Genomic DNA, 26,569 nt, shown 5'->3' on the forward strand with positions numbered 1-26,569 from the left:
GCGTCGGGCTAGCGGGGGAAGGTTCGTTACCCCGGGGGTCGACGGCTAGAGTGTGCCAACGTGTAGCGAACCGGACTGCGAGCGGACGGCGGCGTTCGAGCTGCACGTCCCGTGGGCCGAGAACAGGGTGGTGTGTGCGGCGCACGCTCGCGTGCTCGCGCGTCGGGACGGCGTCGTGGCGGACGCGCTCCCGGACGCGACCGACGAGTTACCGTGAACGACGAATTACCGAGACCGTGCGACGGCGCTCACTCGAGGTGCTTCGCCATCATCACCTCGTCGACGTACCGGTCCTCGATCTTGTAGTGGTCCTCGCGGACGGCCTCCGTCTCCCAGCCGTGGGCCTCGAGGAACTCGATGGCGTTCTCGTTCGTCGACGGTACCGAGTTGTAGAGGCGCTCGTACCCGGTGCTCGCCGCCCATTCGACCCCGCGCTCCAGGAGGTGCGAGCCGATCCCGTTCCCACGGTACGCTTCGAGCACGCCGACGGTGAGTTCGGCGGTGTGACTCAGCTTCTCGACCTCCGGGTGCGCGATGTGTACCCACCCGACGACCTCGCTGTCGACGCACGCGACGAAGAACAGTCGCGTCTCCAGTTCGTTGTGCCGGAGGAGGACGCCCTCCTCCTCGAGGATGTGCGCGACGGACTCGGCCTCGACGTAGTCCCCGCCTTCGACGGTGCGACGCATCGCGCCGACGAGTCCGGTGAGGTCCGCCTCGCGGGCCTGCCGGATCGTGAACGCTACCTCGTCCGTCTCGAACTCCTCCTCCGCGCCGGATTCGAACGCGATACGGAGGTGATCGCGATCGGACTCCTCCAGGACGCCGTTTCGCTTCAGGATCGCGACGTGGTGGCCGAACGCGCGCTCGTCGAGGCCCAGGGCCTTCCGGAGCTTCTCGTACCGGACCGTCCCGTGCGATTCGACGTAGTCGTAGATCGCTTCGCGGTCCGCGTGATCGAACTCGAGTTTGCCAGTTAGTTCCATGCCGGCTGTTACCACGGGGCGTTACTTGACTGTTGTCCCGTTCGCAGCGCTTCGAGAACGACCACGGGCGTCCACCCTAGCTCTCGGGCAGGATGTCGCCGATGGACGCGCCGACCGCCATCACGATCGCGGTGATGGTGACCTGACCGAGTGCGACCGTCGGCGTCGACCAGTCGACGCGCCCCCACATCGTCATCAGTAACAGCGCCATCACGATGGCGATGATCGGGATGCTGACGATGCGGAGCGGGACCGTGTCCGCGATGAGGTCCTCCTCGATCTTCTCGAACTCGGCCGCGTGGAGGATGCCGTACACCGTCGCGAACCCGAGCGCGACGGTCGGGACGTACAGGAGGGGGCTGGCCGCGATGTGACTCCCGATCTCGAGCGTCCCCTCCTCGACGACCATCGGCATGCCGAAGACGAAGCTCCCGACGACCGCCTCGCCGACGTCGCGCCCGTCGAAGCCACTTCGGAGTCGCACGAACGGTCGATTCCGGCTCCGCCGGAGCGCCTGCATCGTCTCGCGGACCTGCTGCTGTTCGGCCTCGGAGTCCACGAGGTCCTCCAGGGCCTCCAGTTCGTCGAACACGTCGTCGATGTCGCCGTCGGGGTCGCTGCCGTCCGCTCGCTCCTCGCTCATGGACACTCCACCGTCGGGGGGCGAGAAAAAACCACGGCCCGGCGCGAACCCACTGGCGAGAACGCCTCGCCGCGAACCCACCGGGGATAACTACTTGACGCGGGCGGGCGACGCGGCAACCATGCCCGCGGTTCCACCGACGACCGCAGCCCGGTGGTGCGCGTGGTAGACGTCGTCTTCTGGGCGCTGGTCGCGCTCGCGACCGTCACCAGCCTCGTCACCGCGTGGGCGCTCGGCGCGAACTCGAACTCGCCGCCGTTCGCGCCCGCCATCGGCGCGAACGCCATCGGCACGATGCGCGCCGCGTTCCTCATCGGCATCCTCGCCGCGCTCGGCGCGCTCACGCAGGGGGGCGCGATCTCCGAGACCGTCGGTGCGGGCCTCATCGACGGCGTCGCCATCACGAGCCTCGCCGCGACCGCCGGCCTCCTCACCGCCACCGGGTTCATGGCGTTCGGGATCTACACCGGCTACCCCGTTCCGGCGGCGTTCGCGACGACGGGCGCGATGGTCGGCGTCGGACTCAGTCTCGGCGGCGACCCCGCGCTCGGCACGTACCAGCGCATCGCGACGTTCTGGGTGCTCGTCCCGCCGGTCTCGGGCGGGCTCGCGTACCTGACCGCGACGCTCCTGCGTCGCGACGACGTCCCCGACACGGTCGGCATCCCGCTGCTCGCCGCGCTGGTCGGCGGCATCGTTGCGAACGTTCGTCTGAGCATCATCCCCGCGTCCGGCGACGCCGACCAGGGGAGTCTCGCCGCGTACGGCGCGAGCTTCGTCGAGTCGACGACCGTCGCGGGCGTGGACGTCATCGCGGTCGCGATCACGCTCGCGTTCGCCGCCGCGAGCTTCCAGTTCATCCGCCGCCGTACGCAGGCCTCCGTCGACGAGGGCGTGAAGACGTTCCTGCTCGTGCTCGGGAGCATCGTCGCGTTCTCCAGCGGCGGCAGTCAGGTCGGGCTCGCGACGGGCCCGCTCGAGAACCTCTACGGCGTCGAACTCGGCCTCCCGAGCATCGTCCTGCTCGCGCTCGGGTCCGTCGGCATCCTCGGCGGCGCGTGGATGGGCGCACCCCGCCTCCTGCAGGCGACGAGTCGCGAGTACGCACAACTCGGCATTCGGCGCTCCATCGCCGCACTGGTCCCGGGATTCGTCATCGCGCAGGCCGCGATCGTCCTCGGCATCCCGATCTCGTTCAACAACATCATCATCAGCGGCGTCATCGGCGGCGGCCTCGCCGGCGGCTCCGCCGGCGTCTCCCGCCAGAAGCTCCTCACGACCGTCGCGTTCTGGATCCTCACGCTCTTCTCGAGCATCGCCGTCGGGTTCGGCCTCTACCGACTGTTCGCGGCGGTACTGGGGGCTTGATCGACGAACGCGAACGAATCCCGGAGCTGGTCACTCGCGGACGACGGTGACGGTCGTCGGAGCTTCCGCCACGACGGTCGTCGCGACGGTTCCCAGCAGTCTGCTCGCGAGCCCCGTTCGCCCGCCGTGGCCGCCCATTACCACGTGGTCGACGTCGTGGTCGCTGACGTACGCGACGATGGTCTCTGCGGGCTCGCCGGACTCGACGGTGGTCTCGACGCTCCGGCCGACCGCTGCCGCGGTCTCGGTCGCCCGACTCACGAGGTCGTTCGCGCGTTCCTCGGCGGCCGCCTCCCGATCCTCGTCGACCACGTCTCCCAGAAGGCCGCCCTCGCTCATCGACGCGTCCAGCGGCGTGACGACGTTCAATACGGTGGTCCGACACTCGAACGTCTCCAGTGCGTGCTGAAGGGCCGCGTCCGCGAGCGGCGACCCGTCCAGCGGGACGAGGACGTGCGACGGAGCCATACCGGTCATTCGTGGCGGTGGGTACAAGTAATCCCCCGGAAGCCGCCATCGAACGGCGGGCCGTCGTGGGGGAAGATTGCAGGTCAGTCCCTGACTTCGTCGACTCCAGTGAGGACGGCCGCGGTGTCGACGGCGTCGTGCGTGTCGAGCAGGGTCTCCGCTGCGGTGCGGACGGTGACGTCGGGATTGCAGTCGACGCCGTAGCACGCCGCGAACAGTTCGAGGTACGCGTTCAGGCCGGTCTCGAGGGCGTCGAACGCCTCCGGCTCGAAGTACACCCACGAGTCCTCCGTTCGGGCGTCGATGTACGTGGCGGCGGCTTCGCCGACGCCGTCGCGGGCGAATTCGACCGCTCGGTCGCGGTCGAGCGACCCCGTTGGCGGGTCGAACGCGTCGCGAGCCTGGACGGCGCGATCGCGGAGTGCGAACGCGCGCGCCTCGTAGTCCGTCGGCTCGCTCGCGGTCGCGTCAGCGCGGTCGTCCGTCGAGGCGTCGACCATCCCGCCTCACCCCTGCTTGAACTCGACGCCCTTCTCGCCCGCGGGGTGGTCCCAGTCGGTGTCGGCGACGATCGCGCACGTCCCGCACTCGACGCACGGCTGGGTGTCGAGGCTCACGACGCGCTCCTCGCTGCCGTTCTGCTTCACGGTCTCGGAGCGATAGCAGCCGCCGCCGAAGTCCTGCGCGCTCACCGGGCACGCGGAGACCGCCGCGCCGCTGGCCTCGTAGGACTCGTCGAGCAACTCGATGTGCGGGTCGCCGACGTCGTACGTGAGGTCGCCGATGCGGTCGTCGAGCTCGGGCGGCTCGACCTCGGACTCGACGGTGACGCGGTCGCCCAGGACCTCGCCGATGACCGTCGGGAGCGTGACGTACGGCGTCTTCGTGTCCGGCATCAGCATCGACATGAACGGCGACGAGTACGCGGACTCGATGACGCCGAGGTCGTCGGCGACCTTCACGCCGAAGCGACCGACCGCGGACGTGAGGACGGCGTCAGTGAGGTTCGTCACGGCGTCGTGCTCGCCGAGCGCCGACGCGACCTCGTAGCGCTTCGGGCGGAGTTTGCCCATCACGCCCTCCTCGTTCAGTTTGCGCTCGTAGAGCGCGCCCGCGGTCGGCTCGGACTTCCGGCTCTTCCGGGCGCGGGATTCGACGAACGCCTCCGCGGCGAGCGCGCCAGCCGTCACCGCGTGATTCATCCCCTTGATGATCGGGCCCTGGGCCTGCATCTGGCCGGCGGCGTCCCCGACGAGCACGAGCCGGCCGCGATGCGGGCTCGTGTGCGCGACCTTCTTCGAGTCCGGGACGAGCTTCGCCGAGTACTCGAGTTCGTCGTACTCGCCGTCGAAGTACTCCGCGAGCATCGGGTGCGTCAGGAGCGCGTCCAACAGTTCGTGTGGTTCGGCTTGCTCCGCGACGAGGCTGTCGAGGTGGAAGACGGTCCCGACCGAGAGCGTGTCCTCGTTCGTGTAGAGGAACCCGCCGCCGCGCACGCCCTCGAACAGGTCGCCCGAGAACAGGTGGGCCGCGCCCTCGTCCTCGCCGATCCCGAACCGCTCCTCGACCGCGCCGTCGGGGAGGTCGACGACGGCCTTCACGCCCTGGAACCACTCCTCGGGTTCGTCCCAGTCCATGAGGCCCGCGTCGCGCGCCAGTTCGCTGTTCACGCCGTCCGCGGCGACGACGAGGTCCGCCTCGATCGGGTCGAGTTCCTCGCACGTCACGCCGACGATCTCGCCGTCCTCCTCGAGGAGGCCGTCGACGTGCACGCCCGTCACCACGCCACCGCCGGTCTCGCGCGTTCGCTCGTGGACGCGCTGCTCGAGCCACGAGTCCATCTTCCGGCGGAGGACCGCGTCCGACCACTCCGTGTCGTGGTCGTGGAGGTCCGTGATGTCGTAGGACTTCACGTGCCGTCCGGCGACGTTGTGGATGTGGTACTCCGTGATCGGGCGCTCCGCGGCCGCCTCCCGGAATCCCGGGAAGAGGTCGTCGATCGTGTACGGCGCGGACTCCTCTGCGTAGATGAGGCCCCCCGAGACGTTCTTCGACCCGGCTTCGACGCCCCGTTCGAGGACGAGCGTCTCGACGCCGTTGTCGGCCAGTACCGCCGCCGCCGCGGCGCCGCCGGGACCGCACCCGACGACGACCGCTTCGTAGTGTTCTCTGGTCATGATTTGGCTGTCCGCATCGTCAGTCGTCTCCGGCCGCCAGTTCGTCGAGTCGCAGTTCGCCCGACTCCACGGCCTCCGTGAGTCGAGGGAGCACCTCGAAGAGGTCGCCCTGGACGTAGTAGTCCGAGAAGTCCTTGATGTCCGCGTCCGGGGCCGTGTTGATCGAGATGATCGTGTCGGATTCGTCCATGCCGACCTTGTGCTGGATCGCGCCACTGATGCCGGCGGCGACGTACACGTCGGGTTCGACGACCTGCCCGGACTCGCCGATCTGTCGGTCCTCGCCGACGTACTGCTCGACGTGCCCGTCGAAGCTGTACGAGGACGTGATGACCCCGCGCGAGAGGCCGAGTTCGGCGTCCTCGAACGCGTCCCGGAGTTCGAGGCCGAGTTCGATCCCCTTCGTCGGGTCGTCGCCGATGCCGCGACCGAGCGCGACGACGACGTCGTACCCGGTGAGGTCGACGCCCTCGTCGAGCGTGTCGTGGTCCTCGACGTCGACGCGGAACCACTCGTCGGGCGCGTCGAGGTCGCTGTGGACGACCTCGCCCTCGCGCTCGGGGTCCGGGTCGGGGACGTCGAAGCTCCCGGGGATGACGCTCCCGCCCTGCGGGTGGAACTCACGGTGGGGTTTGTCGAGGCAGAGGATCGTCGAGTACTCGAACCCGGAGAAGTCCGGCCGCTTCATGTGGAGGACGCGCTCGAACTCGCGCTTGCCCTCCCCGCCGGTCTTCGCCGGGTTCGAGATGACGGTGTCCTCGATGTACAATCCCGAGCAGTCACTCGCGAGCCCCGAGTCGAGCTCGCCCTGGACTTGCGCGGAGAGGTCGCGGCCGTTGTTCGTCGCGGGGAACAGCACGTACCGCGGTTCGTCGTAGTCGTGCCAGTCGCGGCTCGGGCGGTCTTCGCGACCGAACTCGTGGTCGTCGCCGCGCGCGACGTCACAGAACACCTCGCTGTAGGGCTTGTGGAGGAACCGATCCATCCGGTCGTCCTCGTGGACGACGACGAGGTCCGCGCCGTGCGCGATGCAGTCCTCCGCGTGCCCCTCGACGTCGTCCCCGACGAGGACCGCGACGACGCGCTCGTCCTCGTCGTACTGGTCGTTGTAGTCGTCCATGAGTTGCCGGGCCTTCCCGAGCATCTCGAGGCTCACGTCGACGAGTTCGCCCTGCTGGGTCTCGCAGTACACCCACATGTCGCGGTAGTCGCCGTCCTCGAGGCCGTGCACGTACTGCTTGTCCTCGGTCGGGTGGTCGAGCTCCGGGTACTTCTCCTCCGGCGGAACGTACTCCGCCTCCCCGTCGCCCTCGCTGGACTGGAGGTCGTCCATGCGGGCCTGGATGCGGTCCTTCGCCGTCGATCGGTCCTGGCCCGCCTCCTCCCGCTCCATGAGGCCCTCCAGGACCTCGAAGTCGTCGACGTCCCGGACGAGGTTCGCCATCTCAGCGACCGTGTACTCGCCCGGGTCGAGTTCGTCGTAGTCGATCGCGTCCTCGTCCTCGTCGTGGAGCTTGTCGATCCGGCTCTGGACGAGGGTCTTCACGCCAGCGCGATTCTTCCCCTCCTTCTCGCGCTCGAGGACCTCCTCCAGGTCCTCGGGGTCGTCGACGTCCTTCACCTTCGGGCCGAGTTCGCTGATCTCGAAGTCGTTCGGGTCGAACACGGCCATCGCTAGTCACCCCCCGCGTACGGCGCGAGTTCGTCGACGACCTGCTCCATTCCTTGGGAGTCGGTAGGGTCGACGTCCGTCGCCTCGCGCTCGCTCGGCGCCTTCGGAATCGGGTCGACGCCGCCGACGATCGTCGGCGACCCGTCGAGGCCGATGAAGTCCGGGTCGAGGTTCAGGTCCTCGTGGTCCCAGACCGTCATCACGTCCTCGTGGTCCTCGGCGCGCTCCTGGGTCTCCTCGCGGAGGTCCTTGTGCAGGAGGCGGTGCTCGGCGCGACGGTACGTCGGCTCGAACTCGGGGTCGGTGACGACGAACGCCGGGAGGTCGGTCTCGACGGTCTCGATCTCCTCGACGTCGCCCTTCACGAGTCGTTTCGCGCGTACGGTGCCCGCGTCGGCGTCGACGTCGAGCGAGATGACGTGCGTGAGGATCGGCCAGTCCATGCACCACGCCGCCTGGGGGCCGGTGTGGCCGGTCTCCCCGTCCGCGGTCTTGAATCCCGCGAACACGAGGTCCGGCGTCTCCTCCAGGTTCTTCAGGCCGGTCGCGACGGTGATCGCGGTCGCCCACGTGTCCGCGGCCGCCATCTCGCGGTCCGAGAGCAGGTAGCAGTCGTCGCCGTAGACGTCCGCCATGCCCTCGCGGAGCACGTCCCCGTACCCCGGCGGCCCCATGCTCATGAGGCTCACGCGACCGCCGTTCCGGATCTTCGTCTGGAGCGCCGCACGCGCCGCGTGCTTGTCGTTCGGGTTCATCACCGTCGGCGTCTCCCCACGCTCGAGATGGCCGTCCTCGTCGAACGACACCACCCCTTCGCGGAAGTCGGGGACCCCTTTCGTCAGTACGACAGAATACATCTCATGAATCACCTTGAGTGGGTTCACCTAGCACGGCGTACGGAGGGATTATGACTGTGTCGGTGAATCCCATGGGACAACGCCGCGGCGGCACCGGTTTTTGCCGCTAGTCGTTCGCGAGAGAGTGATGCTTCACGTCAACGAGATGGGGCGGTCGTCGGTCCCGTGGCATCCGTCTTCGATTGTTAGAACAGTCGTTCGAGGACGAGCGTGCTCGTCGGAGAACGAACCGCGGTCGCTAGCTCCGGCCGGCGCGTCCGGGATCGACGTCGATGGCGTCGACGGGACAGACGTCGACGCAGAGCATGCAGTCGATGCACTGGCTCTCGTTCGCCGGGTCGGCCTTGATCTCGCTCTCGGGGTGGTCGGGCGTGTCCACCCACTCGAAGACGTCGACGGGGCAGTCCTCGACGCATGCGCCGTCGGCGATACAGATGTCGAAGTCGACCGCGACGTGGGTTCCGTGGATGCCGAGTTCCTCCGGTTCGTCCACCGGTCCCCAGACGTCGTGTCCGTCGTGCTGCTCGACGACGTCCCGGTTCTGCTCGAAGTTCGGGTCAATGGCCATTGATACCTAACACCACTCGACCCTACTACTTAAAACTTCGACCCCATCGACGGGGTGGACCGCAAGCCGGCGTCGCATCGTCGCCGTTCGGCCAGCTCTATGACGTCTCGATATCCGGACCCAGGTACCCTGAAGGTCCCGGTTCCCTCGAGGCCACAGCTGGTCGGCCCCCGCCGGCCAGCACGGCCCCGATCAGTCGAGTTACGGCGACCTCAGGCCACGCCAACGAGTGCGGTCCCGAGCAAGATGACGTGCGCACTCGCGTGCGCGAGCATCGCCGCCTCCAGGGAGTCCTCGATGAACAGCCACCCGAAGACGACGCCTGCGATCGCGTTCAGGGCGACGACGCGCGCGGCGACGGGGAGCGTGAGGTCCATGCTCGCCGCGGCCTGGGGGAGGTGCGCGGCGCCGAACGCGAGCGCGGCGAGCACGACCGCAGTCCACGCGACCGCGCGACGCCGATCTCCGGGGACGACGGCGGCCAGTACCCACGCGATCGCGGACACCAGCCCCCAGCGGAGCATCAGTTCCTCCGCCAGCCCCCCGAACAGGAACCGTGCGGGTGCGCTCGCCAGCACGAGCGCGACCGAACCGGGGCTGGCGCCGGTCGGTGCCGCCGATGGGACGACGGCCGTCAGGACGACGTCGAGTGCGACGATGCCGACGCCGGTCGCGAGGCCGACGACGACGGCCCGCGGTGCGGACTCGCGCACTCGCGACCACACCCGACGCCCGTCGGTCGCGTGGTCGTGGACGAACGACCTGAACCCGACGCGCGGCGCGGTCGCGGTCCCGACGACCGTCGCGACGACGGCGAGCACCGCCGGCGTCGCGATGGAGAGCGCGACCGCCACGGGGAGGCTCGCGTCCGCCGGGAGCCCGCTTCGCTCCGCGATCGTCGGGTCGATCGTCAACTGGAGCGCCGCCGTCGCGGCGACGCCGGCGAGTCCGGCGACGCCGAAGAGCAGCATCCACGCCGTCCGCCTGAGGAAGGACGTCGAAGTCGATGCAGTTCGGGCCGAAGCGTCGGTCTGGTGGGCCATACGAACGGCTTCGACGGGGCGGTACAAGAACCGGGTTCCGCGACTTCACCGCGAGAAGTCGTCGGTACGATTATTTCTACTGGGGGAACAGATACTGGCCGTGAGCGAGGACGGACCGACTCCGGGCGACGGGACCGCCGTCGGCTTTGCCGCCGTCGCGGACGCGCTCGCCGACGACGTCGCCAGCGGCATCCTCCGCGAGACGTACGAGGACGCCCGCAGCGCGCACGAGCTCGCGAACGCACTCGGGACGTCGCCGCCGACCGTGTACCGGCGCCTCGAGACGCTCCGCGAGTACGACCTCGTCGTCGCGTCGACGCGACCGGACCCCGACGGCCACCACACCGACGTCTACCGCGCGAACGTCGACCGCGTCGTCGTCCACCTCGACGTCGACGGCTTCACCGTCGAGGTCGAGCGCACCGAGACCATGGCCGACCGCTTCACGAACATCATCGAGGACATGTAACATGACCATCGCTACTCTCAGGCTCCATCCGAGCACGACTCCCACGCTCCACGCGACCGACGGTGCGCACGCACGCCAGATCAGCGACGGACTCGGTGCGATCGCACTCCAGCTCGAGGAGTTCTCCGAACTCCAGTACGCGCTCCTCGGCGTCGAGGCCGTGACCGTCGTCCTCGGGCTCGTCATCGCGTACGTCGCCGTCCAGGGCTACAGGCGCAACGAGAGCCGCCCGATGCTGTTCGTCGCCACCGGGTTCGTCCTCCTCGTCGGCGTCCCCGCCGTCCTCGGCATCGGTTACCTCGCGAGTCTGCTCCCGCAGACGGTCGTCTCGATCGGGGGGACCGTGAGCGAGGTGCTCGCGATGGCGAGCATCCTCTACGGGCTCCGCGCTCCCGCGCGCGAGTGAAGTCGCACGACGGCCGCCGTTCCCCGGCAGTCCCGATTCACTCCACGCTGGTCGCGACCTCGTCCACGTCGGGCTCGGTTCGGTCCTTCCAGACGACGGTGCGCTGGCTGCCCGTGACGTACCGGTATCCGGCGTACAGCAGATTCGGGACGCCCAGCGCCCACCAGATCGTGAAGATGGCGATGACGATGTGGACGCCCGGACTGCCGAACTCGCGCCGCACGAGCGTGACGCGATCCCGCGTCTCCGCCTCGATCTGCCAGCCGGACTCGACCATCGTCGTGACCTCGCGCCGGTAGGAGTCAGAACGCTCCATACCGAATCGTCCGTCGCCGTCCCGTAAGTGGTGGTGCCCAGTTCGTTGTCGGATTCGCTCCCGGTGTATACGAGTCGCTCGCTCGCCGAGAGACCGATCGTCGAATCCGGAACGGCCGGCCGTCGAGACAAGCCTTTACCCCGCAAGCCCCTATCGTCGATCATGAGCGAGACAGCGACGTTCGGTGGCGGGTGCTTCTGGTGCATCGAAGCGGCCATGAAGGAACTCGACGGCGTGCACGAGGTCACGTCCGGGTACGCAGGCGGCGACACCGAGAACCCGACGTACCGCGAGGTGTGCTCGGGGAGCACGGGCCACGCCGAGGTCGTCCGCGTCGAGTTCGACCCTGGAGTCATCGCGTTCGAGGACCTGCTGCGCGTGTTCTTCACCATCCACGATCCGACCCAACTCAACAAGCAGGGGCCGGACGTCGGCACGCAGTACCGCACGATCGTCCTCTACGAGTCCGACGAGCAACGCGACCTCACGGAGGCGTTCATCGAGGGCCTCGAGGACGAGGGCGTGTACGACGACGACATCGTGACCGAAGTCGAACCGCTCGAGACGTTCTACGAGGCCGAGGAAGAACACCAGGACTACTACGAGAAGAACCCGAACGACCGCTACTGCACGTTCCACGCAGACCCGAAGATCCAGAAGGTCCGCGAGCAGTTCGAGGACGAGGTCACCGCGGACTGACCGATCCGCTCGCCCTCGACTTCCCCTCCCGAACCCGAGACACCCACTAACGCACTTCTCACCCCTCGAGAAACGCTGTTCTCTTATATACCGTCTTCCAGCGTAGGTAGTATCGTTGAAGTAACATGGCATCTATTCAATCCCCCAAGCAGACCAAGAACCGGTTCGAGAGCACCCTCGGCGGCATCACCGTCGGCGGCCAGGCCCACTCCCTGAGCGCGTGGTTCGTTCTCGCACTCAGGCTCACGTTCGGATACGCGTTCCTCGCGGCCGGACTCGAGAAGGTCCTCGAAGCCGGCTGGAGCGCGCAGGGCTACCTCGCGAACGTCGCCGCCGTCAACGGCAACCCCCTCGCGGGGACGTTCGCGTGGATGGCCGAGACCGCCTGGTTCGTGTCGTTCGTCGACCTCGCCGTGCCTTGGGGCGAACTCCTCATCGGCATCGGGCTCGTCGTCGGCCTCCTCGTCCGCCTCGCGGCGTTCTGGGGCGCGTTCATGATGGCGATGTTCTACTTCGGGAACTGGAGCATCGAGCACGGCATCGTCAACAGCGACCTCGCGTACGTCGTCGTCTTCCTCGCGATCGCCGCGTTCGGCGCCGGCCGCATCCTCGGCCTCGACGCGTACGTCGAGTCCTACGAGTTCGCGGACGGCCGCACGCTCCTCGAGAAGTACCCGCGTCTCGACTACGTCCTCGGCTGAGACGGTCTCAGCGGGACGCTCCCTCTTACTTCGTTCCTTCGCGTTCTCACTGCATCACCTCTGGCTCCGTCGACGAATCGAACAGCGACTCGAACACCTTCTGCTCGCCCTTCCTGAGGTGCTGGTGGAACGTCGGCGCGGCGACGTCCAGCGACGCGGCGACGTCCTCGCCGGTGGCGTCGCGCGGCCACTCGAAGTACCCGGAGTGGTACGCGGCCGCCAGCGCCGTCCGCTGTCTGTCCGTCAGTTCCGACAGCAGCGGCCCTCCGAGCCGCTGGATGTCCTCGCGCGACCGCTCGATGTGGGTCTGCCGGAGCATCGTCGCCGTCGGGTACTCCGCCTCGACGGCGTCGATCACCTCGCGGACGTCGACCGACGGCGCGAGGTGGATCGTCATGTGGTAGTCACCGTCCTCGATGATCGCCGACTGTACGTACCCGCCGAGCGACGCCACGACGGACAGCACGGGCGGTTCCGTCAACGTCACCTCGAACCCGCGTGGGTCGCTATCTTCGTCGACAGAGAGGTCCCGCCAGTGCGGGAGGGCTTCGGTCAGTTCCGCGAGCGCACCGACCATGTCGGGCGTCACCGTCCCGAAGACGACGAACTCGTTATCGCCCGTCGGCACCGTGTGCTCGATCGCGATGCGACCGTCTCCATCCGCCGAGACGTCCATCGTCTCGAGGACGTCCCGCAACTGGAATTCGAGTTCGACGAGTTCGTCGCTCATCAGTGCACGCTTGCGTTCGGCGGCAGCGATGGCGTGCCCGACGATCTCCCCGAGACGGCCGAGTACCTCGCGTTCCCGCTCGCCGAACGCGAACGCGCGGTCGCTGTAGACGCCTATGACGCCGTAGGTCATGTCGTCGTGGAAGATGGGGATGGCCGCCGCGGATCGGAACCCGGCGTCTCTGCCCGCGTCCCGCCACGGCTCGTGGCGTGGGTCGTCGGTGATCTCCTGGGTCACCTGGACGTCGCCGGTCAGGAACGCACGGCCCATCGGTCCGTCGCTCCGTTCGTCGTCGGGGTCGACGCTCACCGTCAAGCCGTCCAGGTAGTCGCTGTCGGCCGACTGCGCGCGGACGTCGACGGTCTCGGACGCTGGGTTGGCGTCGCCGATCCACGCGAACGCGTACGAGTCCGTCGCGGCGAGGCGCTCGCAGACAGTGGTCTCGATCTCCTCGCGCGTCGACTGCTCGATGACGGCGCTCGTGACGTCCTCGACGACGCCGTGGAGCGTGTTCAGCGCCCCGAGTTCCTCGCGACGCCGGACGAGTTCGTCCTCGTGGGCCGCGCGGTCGATCGCGTTCGCGATGATGCTCGCGACCGACTGGAGGAACGTGACGTCGTGCCCGGCGAACTCGCGCTTCTCGGTGGCGTGCGCGCCGAGGACCCCCCAGGGATCGTTGCACGGCCCGATGACGGTGCTGATGCCGCTCTCGACGCCGTGATTCGTGAGTAGCTCCGGGCCGCTGATGGCGTCGTGCGCGTCCAGGTCCTCGACGACGACGGGTTGCTCGGTCGCGAGCGTGTGTGCGGCCTGGGACTCGTCCTCGACCGCGGACACCGACGCGTCGCCCACGAGTCCCTCGTCCCAGCCGACGCCCGAGCGGAGGGAGAGCGACCGCTGGTCCGGCGCGAGGTCCAGGACCTTGGAGTAGTCGACGCCGAGGACGTCCGCGACCAGCTCGGTTGCGTCCGCCAGCAGGTCGTCCACGTCGCCGTACTCGAGCGCCCGCTGGCCCAGTTCCGCGACCGCCGCCTGCTGGTGCATGCGCCATTCGAGCTCGCGCTCGCGCGCCTTCTGGCCGGTGACGTCCTGACTCATCGCCATGGCAGCGAAAGTCTCGCCGTCGTCGTCGCGCACCGGCACGAACTGGAACTGGTACGTTCGCCCGTCGACCGTCTCCTCGAAACTGGCGGGCTCCCCGTCCAGTGCGGCTTCGTAGCGCGGGACGACGACGTCCGCCACGGCCTCCGGGAGTGCCTCCTCGATGAATCCGCCTATCAGTTCACTCCGCGGGACGTCGTAGTCGCCCTCCAGCGTCCCGCCGAAGGAGGCGTACCGCAGGTCCTCGTCGACGAGCGCGACGGCGCCGTTCGGGAAGTTCTCGATGAACGTCTGGTACTGCCGCCTGGACTCCTCGAGTTCGCGCTCGCGTCGCTTCCGTTCGGTGACGTCACGGACGACGCCGATCCGCTCGTAGCCGTCGTCGGTGGGCAGCAGCGAGAACGTCGCCTCGCCCACCCACGTCTCCCCGTTCGGCGTCGTGAGCTCGCGCTCGAGCGTCGCCGTCGAGCGCTCGCCCGACCGGAGTTCGGACTCGAGCGCACTCGCGGCCTCGTAGGTCTCCTCGTCGACGACCGACGAGACGTGCGAGCCGACGATCGTTTCCTCCGAGTACCCCGTCATCGAGAGGTAGGCACCGTTCACGAGTGTGAACTCGCCGGCCTCGTCGACGGCGTAGATGCCGTCGTCGACTGTCTCGACGATCGACTTGTACCGTTCCAGATCTCGCTCGCGCTCCCTGCGCTCGGTGACGTCCCGGAAGTACACCGACAGTCCCGTCTCGGAGGGGTACGCGTTGACCTCGAACCACGCCTCGAGCGGTTCGAAGTACTCCTCGAACGTCATCGACTCCTGGGTCTCGAACGCCCGATGGTACTCCTCGTAGAACGTCGAATCGATCGCCCCGGGGAACGCCTCCCAGAGCGTCTCCCCGACGAGACGCTCTCCCTCCCGCCCCAGGACGACCTTCGCCTGGTCGTTGACGTCGACGAACTCCCAGTCGTCGTCGACAGCGAAGAACGCGTCGTCGACCCGCCGGAACACGTCGTCGAGCTCCTCCTTGAGTTCCTCGCGTCGCCGGCGCAGTCGACGTTCCTTCGCTCGACGCTCGCTAACGTCCCGTCCGATCCCCGTGAACCCGACGACCGATCCGTCCTCGTCCGTGAGTGGCGTCGCGGAGAACTCGTAGGGGATGGTCTCACCGTCCGCCGTCAGTAGCGGTGCCTCGAAGGTCACCGACTCGCCGTTCGCCACCAGTTCGATCGCGCTCGCGACCCGGTCGGCGTCCGCCTCGGGAACGAAGTCCGTCGGCGTCATCTCATCCATCTCCACGTCGGTGTAGCCAGTCACGTTCCGGAAGTGCTCGTTCCAGCGGAGAATTTCGCCGTCGTCGTCGAACGCGTAGATGACGTCGCGCTGGTTCTCCAGGAGACTCTCGACGAACGACTTCTCCTCCTCGAGTTCGCGCTCGTACTCGCGGCGGTCAGTCATGTCGCGCGTGACCTTCGCGAACCCCTGGAGGTCGCCGTCGTCGTCCCGGATCGCCGTGATCGTGACGTTCGCCCAGAACCGAGAGCCGTCCGCGCGCACCCGCCAGCCCACGTCCTCGACGGACCCCTCCGCCTCCGCGGCCGCCAGGTTCGCTTCGGGAACGCCGGCCGCCCGGTCGACGTCGGTGTAGAACCGCGAGAAGTGCTGGCCAACGATCTCCTCGGCGTCGAAGCCCTTGATGCGCTCTGCGCCCGGATTCCACGTTCGAACCGTCCCGTCGGTGTCGAGCGTGAAGATCGCGTACTCGTCGACCGCTTCCACGAGCGACTCGAACTCCCGGTGCGTCCGTTCCTCGCGCTTGCGTTCTGTGACGTCGTAGTAGAGTTCGACGCGGCCGCCAGCGTACTCGCCGGACTCGATCGGCGTGCTTCGGTGTTCGAGCCAGCGTTCATCGCGGCCCTCGCCGGCGGTGACGTGACACTCGAACCGTTCGGGGGACATGTTGTCCTCGTAGCTCTCCAGAACGGTGTCGGTGAACGTCTCCGTGTCCTCGACGACCGACCCGATTCGTTCCTCGACGAGCCGCCGCTTGTCCCTGCCGAGGACCTCCTCCGGATGCAGTCCGAAGTAGCGCTCGGTCGTCTCGTTCACCCAGGCGACGTCGAGCGCCTCGTCGAGCACGAAGATGCCGACCTCGACGTCGTTGAGGACGTCGTCGACGAGCGAGTTCGCGAGCCTCGCCCAGTCCGACGCTTCCGACTCCCCTCGCGTCGCCGGTCGCCACCAGACGCGCGCACTCGCACCGACCTTCTTCGTCTCGAGGCGCCCCTCCTCGACGAGCCGTTCCAGTCGCGCGTACACCGTCCGACGACCGAGGTCCATGCTTTCAGCGACCTCCGGCGTCGTCAACGGAACCCCAGATTCCTCGAACGTCCGGAGCGTCTCCAGGAGGTCGATGGACAAGGATTGCCGTCCCATTGACCGCCGTACTCGTCCTCGTCGTATTAAATTTCCGTCGATGGAACCAACCCACCATATTGCTGTTAGCAATCGCAACTAACTACCACTACTCGCGAGAGTCGAAACGGTCGGCGTTCGGTTCGAGTCCTCTGAAGACTATCGACTAGATTCGAACCTATACAGTTACAGTCGAGGCTTACAGTGGGAGCGAGCGTAGTAATCTCCACCTTCCGACACTATGCAAACGCCATCAGCCGAGCACCCCACGAAACCGGCAGCAGTCGTGGAGACAGAACGGGACGAGGACGACGACGTCGTCTCGACGCGACGCCAAACGATTCTCGGCCTCTTGACCGCGTACGACGGTCCCGTCCACCTGGACACGCTCGCGACGGACCTGGCGGCCAACGAAGAGTTCGTCGACGACGACACCACCGACGAACGCGTACACACCCTACGGATCACCCTCCACCACCGGCACCTTCCCAAGATGGACGACCGTGGCATCCTCGATTACCATCCCGACTCGCATCGCGTCGAACTAGACGCCAGGTGACCACCGGCTGCCGGAAAACGTCACGGACTCCAGAACTGCGTCAGGCCGGCGTCGGAGACCCGTCACTCAGTGTACAGCGAGTACGTGATGATGGCGAACCCGACCGCCGTCAGTCCCGACTCGATGACGAGCGCCGTGCCGCGACCGACGTTCGTCAGGAACTGATCGAACACGCCCGCGACGAGCGAGCCGAGCGTGATCACCCCGAACCCGACCGCGAGATACCAGAGCGGGCCCGCGCCGGTCCGCCGGTACGCGCGATACGAGAGATACGAGATGAGGCCGCCGAGCGCCAGCGTGATTGCTTTCAATGCCACGACGAGTGCCGGTGTGTGACTGCTCATGTTTCCTTGCGAACCTCGTTCCAGAGTCGTGCGAGTTGTTCGTCCGCCGACCCCGCGGGCCTCGAGATGGAGACCTCGAAGTCGCGGTCCTCGTTCAGCCCGATCTCGACGGCGTCGAACGCGAGCACGTACTTCGTGGTGTGATGGCCGTCGGACCTGATCTCGGTGCGTTCGTTCAGGATCGACGCCTCCGTCAGCAGGTCGAGCTTCCGGTACGTCGTCGAGAGCGGGATGTCGGTCGCGTCCGAGACCTCGTTCGCCGTCATCGCACCCTCCATCTCCTGGACGATCGTCCGACAGCTCGGATCGTCGAGTGCGTCCAGGACGGACTGGAGGTCCGGCTCTCCCTCGTCCGCGAACGGGTCCCGCACCATCTACGCGTGACTCCACGGCGACCCATCAAAAACCTGCCGGCACCGACGTAGCGGCCCCGTCTGCCGGTTTCGAGCGGCGAACCACTCCCGATAAGGACGGGGTCGAACATCTCCGGGTGCGTTCCAGAACTCTGAGAACGGTTATTCGCCGCCGAGAATCACCGACGCCCCGTTCAACTACCCCCCACTACGTGGAGGTGTACGATGACCGACCGCATCGGCGCTCCCGGAACTGGCGTATCGCGACGCGAATTCGTTGCAGCAACCGGCGGCATGGGGGCCGCCGCACTCGCGGGCTGTACGGCCGCGTTCGAGGCCGAAGACCCGACGACGACCACGGAGAACACCGGATCCCGGACTCCCGACCTCCCCGAGACCAGTCCGCCCCAGGTCGTCAACGTCGACGAACAGGGCGGCCAGGTGACGATGAAGACCCAGCCCGCGCGACACAGGCCGCACCCGCTCGAAACGATGGGTGGGCCCGTGGAACTCCCGCAGGTGTGGGCGTTCCAGGCCGACGACCGCGACCCCTCCGTCCCCGGTCCGATCCTGCGGACGACCGAGGGCGAGGACATGGAGGTGACGCTCGACAACACTGACGGCGGCCGCCCGCACACCATCCACTTCCACGGCGTCTCGAAGAAGTGGGAGGACGACGGCGTCCCGACGACCACGGGCATCCGCGTCGATCCCGGCGAGAAGCACACGTACCAGATCCCCGCGAACACGCCCGGCACGCACCTCTATCACTGCCACTACCAGACCCAGCGTCACATCGAGATGGGGATGTACGGAATCTTCCGCGTCGACCCGAAGGGCTACGAGCCCGCTGACACGGAAGCGTTCCTGACGTTCAAGGAGACCGACTCGCGGCTCTCACGGCAGATGGCCGGCGAGGACGTCCAGTACGACCCGCGGAACCGCCGCCCGGACGTCTTCACGGTCAACGGGAAGAGCGCGCCGCGGTCGTTCCACCCCGAGGACGGCAGCCCCGTGATCGTCGACCAGGGCGACACCGTCCGCCTCCACCTCGCCAACAACGGCTACATGAGTCACCCGATGCACGTCCACAACCACCGCTTCCGGCGCGTGGAGAAGGACGGCGGCGCGATCCCCGAGGCCGCCCAGCACGAGATGGACGTCGTGAACCTCGCACCCGCCGAACGGCACACGATCGAGTTCGAGGCCGACGCCGACCCCGGCATCTACCTCATGCACTGTCACAAGGTCAACCACGTGATGAACGGGAACTTCTACCCCGGCGGCATGCTCGCACCCATCGTCTACAAGGACGCGATGGACTCGGACATCTTCAGCCAGCTCATGGAGTACGCGGGCTACGAGGGCTGACCGCGACTACGGCCATACGATCAGGCACTATCGGATCGAGCGAACTCCGACCCAGGACACCGAATCTGGCGAAACCTCCCAGCAGACACGACTCGAGACCAGACACGACCCGAGACCAGACACGACCCGAGACCAGACACGATGACCCCAGACACCACCAACGACGAAGCGAAGTACGACAGACGCACCGTCCTGAGAGCGAGCCTCGCAGCGGCCACGACCGCTGCCGTTGGCGCGAGTCCCGCCGTCGCGAGCCAGAGCGCTGACGCGTCGCTGGAGTCCTGGCTGGATAACGTCGGGAACTTCGACGGCATCGTCGACGCGACCGGCGAGAGCGAGGTCACCGTCGACGTCGGCGCACAGGGCAACGACGGCGCGTACGCGTTCGGGCCGGCCGTCGTCCGCGTCGACCCCGGAACGACCGTCACCTGGGAGTGGACCGGCAAGGGCGGGTCGCACAACGTCGTCGAGAAGGACGGCGCGTTCGAGTCCGAGATGCTCGGCAACGAAGGCGACACGTTCGATCACACGTTCGAGAGCGAGGGCGTGGCTCCCTACTACTGTGGTCCGCACAAGGCGATGGGCATGAAGGGCGCCGTCGTCGTCGGCGACCTCGAGGTCGCAGTCCCCGAGGCCGGTGCCGGCGGCGGCAGCGGCGGCAGTGATGGAGACGGCGAGAGCGGAGATGGCGGTGCTGGCGGCGACGTCGATTACGGTGGCTGGTTCGACGACGTCGGGAACTTCGACGGCACCGTCGACGCGACCGGCGAGAGCGAGGTCACCGTCGAGGTCGGCTCGGAAGCCAACGGCGGCGCGTACGGCTTCGGGCCGGCCGCGATACGCGTCGACCCGGGGACGACCGTCGTCTTCGAGTGGACCGGGAAGGGCGGGTCGCACAACGTCGTCGCGGAGGACGGCTCCTACGAGTCCTCGATGCAGGGCAGCGAGGGCGAGACCTACGAGCGAACGTTCGACGCCGAGGGCGTCTCGAAGTACTACTGCGGCCCGCACAAGGCGATGGGCATGAAGGGCGCCGTCGTCGTCGGCGACCCCGGCGCTGGTGCAGGCGGTGCGGGTGGCGACGACGGTGGATCGACCACCGGCAACGAAGACCTCTGGCTGTTCGGTCTCGTCGGCGGCCTCGTCGCCGCACTGCTCTCCCCCTTCCTCTTCGGAGCCGTCCTTTTCGGGAAGGACGACGTGGCCAACACCGACGACGAGGCGGCGAAGGCACGGCGGCACTGACCGATTCTCTGCTTCGGCCTGGCGATCGGCTAACTGTTCTCCGTCTTCCCGAGTGGGTCGTCTGACGAGGGAGGGCGTTCTGCATCTGGGTCGACAGTAGCGGGCGTTCCAATACTCGGGATTACCCCACGAACTAAGCGGTTTCAATCCGTGGGGTAACTCGTGACGGACGACGACGACGCACGTTCCAGCGGATCGTCGGGGGGAGAACCCGAGGCACCGGATCTGCCGGCGTACGTGCTCGACCCCCTCGAACGACAGTCGCCGGAGCGACTGGAGGCACTGGCGAAGTACGCGCGGGACCTCGCCGCGTGGAAGCGCGAGATCCGTGGACGCGGCGACCGCGGCGGCTCCGACAACCGGAGCAGACCCGAACGGGGCGACCGCGGCACGGCCGGTAGACCTGGCGAATCCGGCGAACCCAGAGGGAGTGACGTGCCGGGTCGTGAGGACCCCGGCCCCGATCGTGCAGTCGACGGTACCGAGCTCGAAGCACTCGAGGCCCGCGGCGTCTCGACCGACCCGTCGAGTTACGACGACGTTCCCGACGACGGCGCGTACGTCACGGTCAAGGAACCCAAGCCCGGTTACCGGTACTACTACTGGCAGTGGCGCGACGGCGACTCCTGGAAGAACCGCTACATCGGCCCCGTCGACGGCCGCGACTGAACCAACGGCCGCTGGAGCGAATGCGTAGAACAGCGGACGTGGTGGGGGTGGCGTCCGGTCGAGGTGGCGTTAGGTCGGGGTGGCATCAGACCGAGGTGGGAGCGAAGAAGGGGGTGCCGCTAGAAAGGCGAAGTGCGGTGGTCCCTGTAGTTACCCCACGGACGGACAATTTGAACTGTGGGGTAACGGCGTGCGTCGGTTGAACTCCCCCACCGCGTCCGCTGTTCTTCTGGGTGGACTGGTCGGGAACAGCGGACGGAGTGGGGTGGTGTCGGTGGACGTCTGACGATTACAGCGGACATTGTGGTGTCGGAAGTCGACCAGCTCGGTCGTCGGCCAGATTCAATCCAGCAACGCGAGTCGCAGGACCAGACGCCATCACTGTACGCAGCCGAACCAAGGCCGCCACGAGTCCGGTTCAGACGCACTCGCTCGTCAGAACCTCGTGGCAACCATCGTGAACGACCGTTCGACCGTCGAGCGTTCTGGGGACGAGGCGAAGGCGATCGGACGCTCCGGTTGGGTGGGATGGGTTCGGAAACCACTCGGTCGATGCGGTCTCCACACCCACCCCACTTTGTCCGCAGTTCTCGCGTTCAGGGGTGGGAGGGGGTCGCAGCGAACCGCACGGGAGTCGGTCAACTGAACCGAGCCCGTATGACACGAAGAGAAATATGAGATAACATAAGAAAAATGTCACGGGTAGGATCTAGTTTCCTAGACCATTCTTTACTCACTACTGTCTGTTTGGAGAGGGTACGGACTAATTTGTGGACAGGGGTTATAAACTTTCCTCTAGTTCAGAGTTCCAGCAACAACCCCCACCCCACCCCTCACCGCCACAACAGCGGACAAGAAGGAGGGGGTGTGTTACCTGCCTTGACTTAAAGAAACGAGAACAGCGGAAACGGCGGACACTCCGGACGCGGTGGTTTTATGTCATTCCCTCCCATTCGTGTCGGTAACGATGGCGCTGTTCGAGCGAGATACGAACATCTACACCGACCGGGACGCCCTCCGCGAGGACTACCAGCCCGAGGAACTGGTTGGTCGCAGCGACGAACTCGACACGTACCAGGCTGCCCTCCAGCCCGTGATCAACGGCGAGCAGCCGGACAACATCTTCCTCTACGGGAAGACCGGCGTCGGGAAGACGGCGGCGACCCGGTACCTCCTCTCGCACCTCCGCGAGGACGCGGCGCAGTTCGACGACATCGAGCTCACCGTCGCGATGCTGAACTGCGACGGCCTCACGTCCTCGTACCAGGTCGCGACCAGACTCGTGAACGAGTTCCGCGACGAGACCAACCAGATCTCCACGACCGGGTATCCGCGAGCGTCCGTCTACGAGATGCTCTGGAACGAACTCGAGACCGCAGCGGGCACGATCCTCGTCGTCCTCGACGAGGTCGACCACCTCGAGGACGACTCCATCCTCTACCAGCTCCCGCGTGCTCGCGCGAACGGTAACCTGGAGACGGCGAAGATCGGGATCATCGGGATCTCGAACGACTTCTCGTTCCGCGACGACCTGTCGCCGAAGGTCCGGTCGTCGCTGTGCGAGCAAGAGATCCACTTTCCCGCGTACGACGCGAACGATCTCCGACAGATCCTCTCGCAGCGTGCGAACGTCGCGTTCCACGACGGCGTGCTCGCTGACGAGGTCATCCCGCTCTGTGCGGCGTACGGTGCGAAGGACGCGGGGGACGCTCGCCAGAGTCTCGACCTCCTGATGAGCGCGGGCGACATGGCTCGGGAAGGCGGTGCGGAGACCGTCACCGCGGATCACGTCGAGGCGGGTCGGGACGAGCTCGAGCGGGGCCGCATCCAGGAAGGCATCGGTGGGCTGACCGAGCACGGCCACCTCGTGCTGTACGCGCTCGTCACGCTCGACCTCGAGGGCGACACGCCGGTTCGGTCGCGGGACGTCCGGCCGCGGTACACGCGGTTCGCGGAACTGGCGAACCGCGACCCGCTCGTGCCGCGACGGATGCGCGATCACCTCAGTGAGCTCGCGATGCTCGGGATCATCAGCGTCACTGAACGAAACGAGGGCCGTCGTGGCGGCACGTACCGCGAGTACGCGCTCGACCTCGACCCCGCACTCGTCCTGTCCGCGCTCGAGGAAACCGTCGAGTCCGTCGGCATCCACGATTCCGTCATGGACTTCGTCGACATCGACCCCGGCGCGGTCTCGACCGACGACAACGCGACGCTCACCGAGTACTGACGACCACGAATCGACCCCGGTCCACTCCTCACGCGACCCCATCGTGTCCGCCGTTCGATGGGGAATCTGGCCGTGAATCGCCGCGTTCGCGCTACGATTCGCACAACGAACACCACCCCGTCCGCAGTTCGCGGGTAGCGGCGACTGGTCGTTGCGTTCGTGGTGGTCGTTGCGTTCGTGGTGGTCGTGGAGTCCGCGAGCGTTCAGCGGACAAGGTGGTGTGAAGGAATCAGGGTGGTGTGAGAGGACTCGAAGGGAGCGGGTGGGGGTAGCGATGGGGGGCGTAGTGGTCCGGCACAAATATGTTCGTTGAACCTGATACCTCGGATATGGTTCACTGTCCGGAGTGCGAATCGACGCTCTCGAGTATCGACGACGTGGCGTTCGTCGAGACGGAGTCTCGTCTCGGGTTCGTTCGGGCGTCGAAGCGCTTCTACGTGACCGAGTGCGCGCACTGTGGGTACACCATCGGCAGCGGCGTGGCGGGTGCGAAGGGCAACGGTGGCGCCGCGGGTGCGCACTGAACGGAAACGACGTAGCATCGTCTCGCAACGGAAACGACTTAGTATCACATCATAGAACTATCGCGCATGGTTCACTGTCCAGAATGCGATGCGACGCTCGCGGAGGAGACCGACGTCGAGTTCGCAGACTTTGGCGCGAAGTCCGGGTTCTTCAAGGCGTCCAAGCGGTTCTACCTCGTCGCCTGCGGCGACTGTGGCGCAGCAATCGGGAGCGGCGTCGCTGGCGCCCGATAGGGACGGACGTTGGCCAGTAGGACACTGCCTGTGCCCAGTAGGACACTGTCTGCGTCCAGGCGGAACTACATCGATGCTCGATAGCTCCATCGATGCTCGATAGCTCCATCGATGCTCGATAGCTCCATCGATGCTCGATAGCTCCATCGATGCTCGATAGCGGCCGCCACGCACGCGCGAGGGTTCTCGTCGGCAGTCGCGTCCGTTGCGAGTCGGGGATTGATTTCACGTAGAATTCCGTACGTTGAAGGCGGCCGGGGGTGGACTGTCTGGTATGCCAAGCGTCTCGCTGCAGGACATCGAGGCGGCGCGCGCACGCGTCCGCGACACCGACATCGTCGAGGAGACGCCGATCGAGTACTCGCGGTCGTTGAGCGAGCGCGCGAACGCGGACGTCCACCTGAAGATGGAGCACATGCAACGGACGGGATCGTTCAAGACCAGGGGCGCGCACAACAAGGTCGCTCAGCTCGCCGAGGACGACGAGTTCGACGCCCGGGTCGTGGCCGCGAGCGCGGGCAATCACGCGCAGGGGGTGGCGTTGGCGGCGACGACGAACGACATCGAGTCGACGATCGTGATGCCGGAGACGGCGCCGCAGGCGAAGATCGACGCGACGCGGGGGTACGGCGCGGACGTCGAGCTGGTCGGGAAGACGTTCCAGGAGGCCGTCGCGCACGCGAGGGACCTGGAGGACGAGCACGGCTGGGAGTTCGTGCACGCGTACGACGACCCGGCGATCGTCGCGGGGCAGGGGACGCTCGGGCTGGAGTTGTTCGAGCAGTTCCGGGACGTGGACACGGTCGTGGCGCCGATCGGTGGTGGCGGCCTCATCTCGGGGGTTGCGACGGCGATCAAGGAGCGCGATCCGAGCGTGCGCATCGTGGGCGTGCAGGCCGACGAGGCGGCGACGGTCCCGGATAGCCTCAAGAAGGGGGAGCCGGTGGGGAACGAGGACCCGCAGACGATTGCGGACGGGATCGCGACCGGCGGGATCTGCGAGTTGACGTACGAGCACATCGAGGCGTACGTCGACGAGGTGGTGACGGTGAGCGACGACCTGATCGCGCAAGCGATCCTCCTGTTGTTGGAGCGCGCGAAGCAACTCGTGGAGGGTGCGGGTGCGGCGAGTACGGCCGCGTTGCTCTCGGAGGACCTGGACGTGGCGGGGGAGACGGTGGTGCCGTTGCTCTGCGGTGGGAACATCGACGTGTCCGCGCTCCAGGGCGTGTTGACGCACGCGCAGGCGGCGCGGCACCAGCTCCTGCACCTCCGCGTGCGGATCCGGGATCGCCCGGGGAAGATGGCGGACGTGTCTCGCGTGCTCGCGGACCAGGGTGCGAACATCCGGTCGGTGCGCCACGAGCGCGCGGTCGACGACCTCGACGTCGGTGACGCCTACCTCCTGTTCCGTGTGGAGGCGGCTGGCCGCGAGCACGCCGACCAGTTGCTCGCCGGGATCCGCGACGCGGGCTACGACGTCGAGCGCCTCGCGCACCCGGAGTGAGTGCGGGACGCGTTCTCGGCCGGTCGTGGTGGCGGACGCGTTCTCGGAGGGTCGTGGTGGCGGACGCGTTCTCGAACCGCCGGAGCGAGCACGTACGTATAAACCATTTCCCGGTGAACTGTCTGTCATGCATCGCGTACTCCTTCCAGTCCACTTGAACGTCGAACGAGCACTCAGCCAGGCGAACTTCGTCGCGGGCCTCGCGGACGAGGGCGCGACCGTCGAGGCGGACGTCCTGTTCGTGTTCACGGGCGAAGAGCGGTCGCCGGACACGCCCGACGAGATGAAGCGCTTCGATTCGCCGACGCGGATCGACGCCGTGCGGCGCGTGATGGAGGTCCTCGACGACGCGGGCGTCGACTACCACGTTCGGGAGAACAGTGGCGAGGTCGCGCAGGACATCATCGACGACGCCGACGAGATCGACGCGGACCAGATCGTGATCGGCGGCCGGAAGCGCTCGCCGGCGGGGAAGCTCCTGTTCGGCAGTGTCTCGCAGGAGGTCCTCCTGAACACGGACCGGCCCGTGACGGTGACGACCGCCGAGAGCGAGTAAGGAGAAGCGTCACCGCTCGATCCGGGTCGTCGAGCCGGGAACTGCCGGTGGTGCGGCCGGCTAGCTCTCGGCGTGGCTCGCGGCGTCTAGCGACGCGAAGAACCCGTAGTGGGCGAGGATGCCGCTGGCGAGCGTGAGGTGGTACGCCCACTGCGGGCCGCCGGTGAGGTCGAACAGGAGCGTGACGGCGGCGACCCAGACGACGGCGAACGCGAGGTCGGCGAGGACGGTGTCGCGGTTCTCGACGACGTGCTCGCGGATGCGAGCGACGCGCGACGCGGTCACGCGTCGTCACCGCCGTTGACGGGAGTGTCGCAGTCGGTCGCGGTGCCGTCTCGGTCGGTCGCGGTGCCGCCGTCGGTCGCGG

Annotated in this window: 29 protein-coding genes; 15 read left to right on the forward strand and 14 right to left on the reverse strand. The window is 67.2% G+C overall.

Annotated elements, in window-relative coordinates; genetic code table 11:
* Window positions 1-52: 52 nt before the first annotated feature.
* The gene (locus tag G9C85_RS16775; protein WP_166042110.1) at window positions 53-217 is read left to right on the forward strand and encodes a hypothetical protein; all 165 of its coding nucleotides are present in this window, start codon (window positions 53-55) and stop codon (window positions 215-217) included.
* A 31-nt stretch (window positions 218-248) separates the two neighbouring features.
* Here the strand turns inward: G9C85_RS16775 and G9C85_RS16780 are convergent, their stop codons facing one another.
* Together G9C85_RS16780 and G9C85_RS16785 are read right to left on the reverse strand one after the other, a co-directional pair.
* Window positions 249-986, reverse strand: coding sequence for a GNAT family N-acetyltransferase (locus G9C85_RS16780; RefSeq protein WP_166042112.1), 738 nt, complete (start codon window positions 984-986; stop codon window positions 249-251).
* Window positions 987-1,062: 76 nt separating this feature from the next.
* Window positions 1,063-1,629: a DUF2391 family protein gene (locus G9C85_RS16785; protein WP_166042114.1), complete on the reverse strand. Its 567-nt coding sequence runs from the start codon at window positions 1,627-1,629 to the stop codon at window positions 1,063-1,065.
* 162 nt (window positions 1,630-1,791) lie between these two features.
* Between G9C85_RS16785 and G9C85_RS16790 the strand changes: the two genes are divergently transcribed.
* Window positions 1,792-2,997, forward strand: a complete 1,206-nt coding sequence (locus G9C85_RS16790) for an inorganic phosphate transporter (protein WP_166042116.1) — start codon at window positions 1,792-1,794, stop codon at window positions 2,995-2,997.
* A 30-nt stretch (window positions 2,998-3,027) separates the two neighbouring features.
* On the opposite strand, the gene G9C85_RS16795 is transcribed toward G9C85_RS16790, so the two are convergent.
* From G9C85_RS16795 to G9C85_RS16825, 7 genes are all read right to left on the reverse strand, one after another.
* Entirely contained in the window at window positions 3,028-3,465 is a 438-nt protein-coding gene (locus G9C85_RS16795; protein ID WP_166042118.1) for a universal stress protein, read from the reverse strand.
* Between the two features lie 83 nt (window positions 3,466-3,548).
* On the reverse strand, window positions 3,549-3,965 hold the full coding sequence (locus G9C85_RS16800) for a hypothetical protein (protein ID WP_166042120.1): 417 nt from the start codon (window positions 3,963-3,965) through the stop codon (window positions 3,549-3,551).
* 6 nt (window positions 3,966-3,971) lie between these two features.
* Window positions 3,972-5,645 (reverse strand): FAD-dependent monooxygenase, encoded by a 1,674-nt coding sequence (locus G9C85_RS16805; protein WP_166042199.1) that lies wholly within the window; start codon window positions 5,643-5,645, stop codon window positions 3,972-3,974.
* Between the two features lie 16 nt (window positions 5,646-5,661).
* Entirely contained in the window at window positions 5,662-7,314 is a 1,653-nt protein-coding gene (locus G9C85_RS16810) for an electron transfer flavoprotein subunit alpha/FixB family protein (RefSeq protein WP_166042122.1), read from the reverse strand.
* A gap of 2 nt (window positions 7,315-7,316) precedes the next feature.
* The gene (locus G9C85_RS16815; protein ID WP_166042124.1) at window positions 7,317-8,171 is read right to left on the reverse strand and encodes an electron transfer flavoprotein subunit beta/FixA family protein; all 855 of its coding nucleotides are present in this window, start codon (window positions 8,169-8,171) and stop codon (window positions 7,317-7,319) included.
* Window positions 8,172-8,409: 238 nt separating this feature from the next.
* Window positions 8,410-8,739 (reverse strand): ferredoxin family protein, encoded by a 330-nt coding sequence (locus tag G9C85_RS16820; RefSeq protein ID WP_166042126.1) that lies wholly within the window; start codon window positions 8,737-8,739, stop codon window positions 8,410-8,412.
* Window positions 8,740-8,951: 212 nt separating this feature from the next.
* A complete protein-coding gene (locus G9C85_RS16825; RefSeq protein ID WP_240148936.1) occupies window positions 8,952-9,782 on the reverse strand; it encodes a CPBP family intramembrane glutamic endopeptidase in 831 nt (276 codons plus the stop codon).
* Between the two features lie 100 nt (window positions 9,783-9,882).
* On the opposite strand from G9C85_RS16825, the gene G9C85_RS19030 reads away from it, so the two are divergent.
* Both G9C85_RS19030 and G9C85_RS16835 read left to right on the forward strand, forming a co-directional pair.
* On the forward strand, window positions 9,883-10,251 hold the full coding sequence (locus G9C85_RS19030; protein ID WP_369680838.1) for an ArsR/SmtB family transcription factor: 369 nt from the start codon (window positions 9,883-9,885) through the stop codon (window positions 10,249-10,251).
* 1 nt (window position 10,252) lies between these two features.
* Window positions 10,253-10,657 (forward strand): hypothetical protein, encoded by a 405-nt coding sequence (locus G9C85_RS16835; RefSeq protein WP_166042132.1) that lies wholly within the window; start codon window positions 10,253-10,255, stop codon window positions 10,655-10,657.
* Between the two features lie 37 nt (window positions 10,658-10,694).
* Here the strand turns inward: G9C85_RS16835 and G9C85_RS16840 are convergent, their stop codons facing one another.
* The gene (locus G9C85_RS16840) at window positions 10,695-10,973 is read right to left on the reverse strand and encodes a hypothetical protein (protein ID WP_166042134.1); all 279 of its coding nucleotides are present in this window, start codon (window positions 10,971-10,973) and stop codon (window positions 10,695-10,697) included.
* Window positions 10,974-11,135: 162 nt separating this feature from the next.
* Here G9C85_RS16840 and msrA point away from each other — a divergent pair, with 162 nt between their 5' ends.
* Window positions 11,136-11,672 carry a peptide-methionine (S)-S-oxide reductase MsrA gene (gene msrA, locus G9C85_RS16845; RefSeq protein ID WP_166042136.1) on the forward strand — a complete coding sequence of 179 codons (537 nt, stop codon included), beginning with the start codon at window positions 11,136-11,138 and terminating at the stop codon, window positions 11,670-11,672.
* Window positions 11,673-11,797: 125 nt separating this feature from the next.
* Window positions 11,798-12,373, forward strand: a complete 576-nt coding sequence (locus G9C85_RS16850) for a DoxX family protein (protein ID WP_166042138.1) — start codon at window positions 11,798-11,800, stop codon at window positions 12,371-12,373.
* A 46-nt stretch (window positions 12,374-12,419) separates the two neighbouring features.
* Here G9C85_RS16850 and G9C85_RS16855 read toward each other — a convergent pair whose 3' ends face one another.
* On the reverse strand, window positions 12,420-16,631 hold the full coding sequence (locus tag G9C85_RS16855; RefSeq protein WP_166042140.1) for a PAS domain S-box protein: 4,212 nt from the start codon (window positions 16,629-16,631) through the stop codon (window positions 12,420-12,422).
* 265 nt (window positions 16,632-16,896) lie between these two features.
* Between G9C85_RS16855 and G9C85_RS16860 the strand changes: the two genes are divergently transcribed.
* The gene (locus G9C85_RS16860; RefSeq protein ID WP_166042142.1) at window positions 16,897-17,169 is read left to right on the forward strand and encodes a hypothetical protein; all 273 of its coding nucleotides are present in this window, start codon (window positions 16,897-16,899) and stop codon (window positions 17,167-17,169) included.
* Window positions 17,170-17,231: 62 nt separating this feature from the next.
* Here the strand turns inward: G9C85_RS16860 and G9C85_RS16865 are convergent, their stop codons facing one another.
* On the reverse strand, window positions 17,232-17,513 hold the full coding sequence (locus G9C85_RS16865; RefSeq protein WP_166042143.1) for a hypothetical protein: 282 nt from the start codon (window positions 17,511-17,513) through the stop codon (window positions 17,232-17,234).
* The gene (locus G9C85_RS16870) at window positions 17,510-17,887 is read right to left on the reverse strand and encodes a transcriptional regulator (RefSeq protein ID WP_166042145.1); all 378 of its coding nucleotides are present in this window, start codon (window positions 17,885-17,887) and stop codon (window positions 17,510-17,512) included. The genes G9C85_RS16865 and G9C85_RS16870 overlap by 4 nt, the downstream gene beginning before the upstream one ends.
* A gap of 204 nt (window positions 17,888-18,091) precedes the next feature.
* On the opposite strand from G9C85_RS16870, the gene G9C85_RS16875 reads away from it, so the two are divergent.
* From G9C85_RS16875 to G9C85_RS16910, 8 genes are all read left to right on the forward strand, one after another.
* Window positions 18,092-19,237 (forward strand): multicopper oxidase domain-containing protein, encoded by a 1,146-nt coding sequence (locus tag G9C85_RS16875; RefSeq protein ID WP_166042146.1) that lies wholly within the window; start codon window positions 18,092-18,094, stop codon window positions 19,235-19,237.
* Between the two features lie 141 nt (window positions 19,238-19,378).
* Window positions 19,379-20,482 (forward strand): halocyanin domain-containing protein, encoded by a 1,104-nt coding sequence (locus G9C85_RS16880; protein WP_166042147.1) that lies wholly within the window; start codon window positions 19,379-19,381, stop codon window positions 20,480-20,482.
* Between the two features lie 162 nt (window positions 20,483-20,644).
* The gene (locus G9C85_RS16885; protein WP_166041669.1) at window positions 20,645-21,151 is read left to right on the forward strand and encodes a hypothetical protein; all 507 of its coding nucleotides are present in this window, start codon (window positions 20,645-20,647) and stop codon (window positions 21,149-21,151) included.
* A gap of 967 nt (window positions 21,152-22,118) precedes the next feature.
* A complete protein-coding gene (locus tag G9C85_RS16890; RefSeq protein WP_166042148.1) occupies window positions 22,119-23,381 on the forward strand; it encodes an orc1/cdc6 family replication initiation protein in 1,263 nt (420 codons plus the stop codon).
* A 329-nt stretch (window positions 23,382-23,710) separates the two neighbouring features.
* Entirely contained in the window at window positions 23,711-23,905 is a 195-nt protein-coding gene (locus G9C85_RS16895) for a hypothetical protein (protein WP_166042149.1), read from the forward strand.
* A 66-nt stretch (window positions 23,906-23,971) separates the two neighbouring features.
* The gene (locus G9C85_RS16900; protein WP_166042150.1) at window positions 23,972-24,139 is read left to right on the forward strand and encodes a hypothetical protein; all 168 of its coding nucleotides are present in this window, start codon (window positions 23,972-23,974) and stop codon (window positions 24,137-24,139) included.
* A gap of 274 nt (window positions 24,140-24,413) precedes the next feature.
* Entirely contained in the window at window positions 24,414-25,646 is a 1,233-nt protein-coding gene (gene ilvA / locus G9C85_RS16905; protein WP_166042151.1) for a threonine ammonia-lyase, read from the forward strand.
* Window positions 25,647-25,773: 127 nt separating this feature from the next.
* Window positions 25,774-26,202 (forward strand): universal stress protein, encoded by a 429-nt coding sequence (locus tag G9C85_RS16910; protein WP_166042152.1) that lies wholly within the window; start codon window positions 25,774-25,776, stop codon window positions 26,200-26,202.
* Window positions 26,203-26,262: 60 nt separating this feature from the next.
* Here the strand turns inward: G9C85_RS16910 and G9C85_RS16915 are convergent, their stop codons facing one another.
* Complete coding sequence (locus G9C85_RS16915) at window positions 26,263-26,487, reverse strand: hypothetical protein (protein WP_205254399.1); 225 nt, start codon at window positions 26,485-26,487, stop codon at window positions 26,263-26,265.
* Between the last annotated feature and the right edge of the window lie 82 nt (window positions 26,488-26,569).

Origin of the sequence: Halorubellus sp. JP-L1 (genome assembly GCF_011440375.1) — an archaeon.
Classification (GTDB): Archaea; Halobacteriota; Halobacteria; order Halobacteriales; family Natrialbaceae; genus Halorubellus.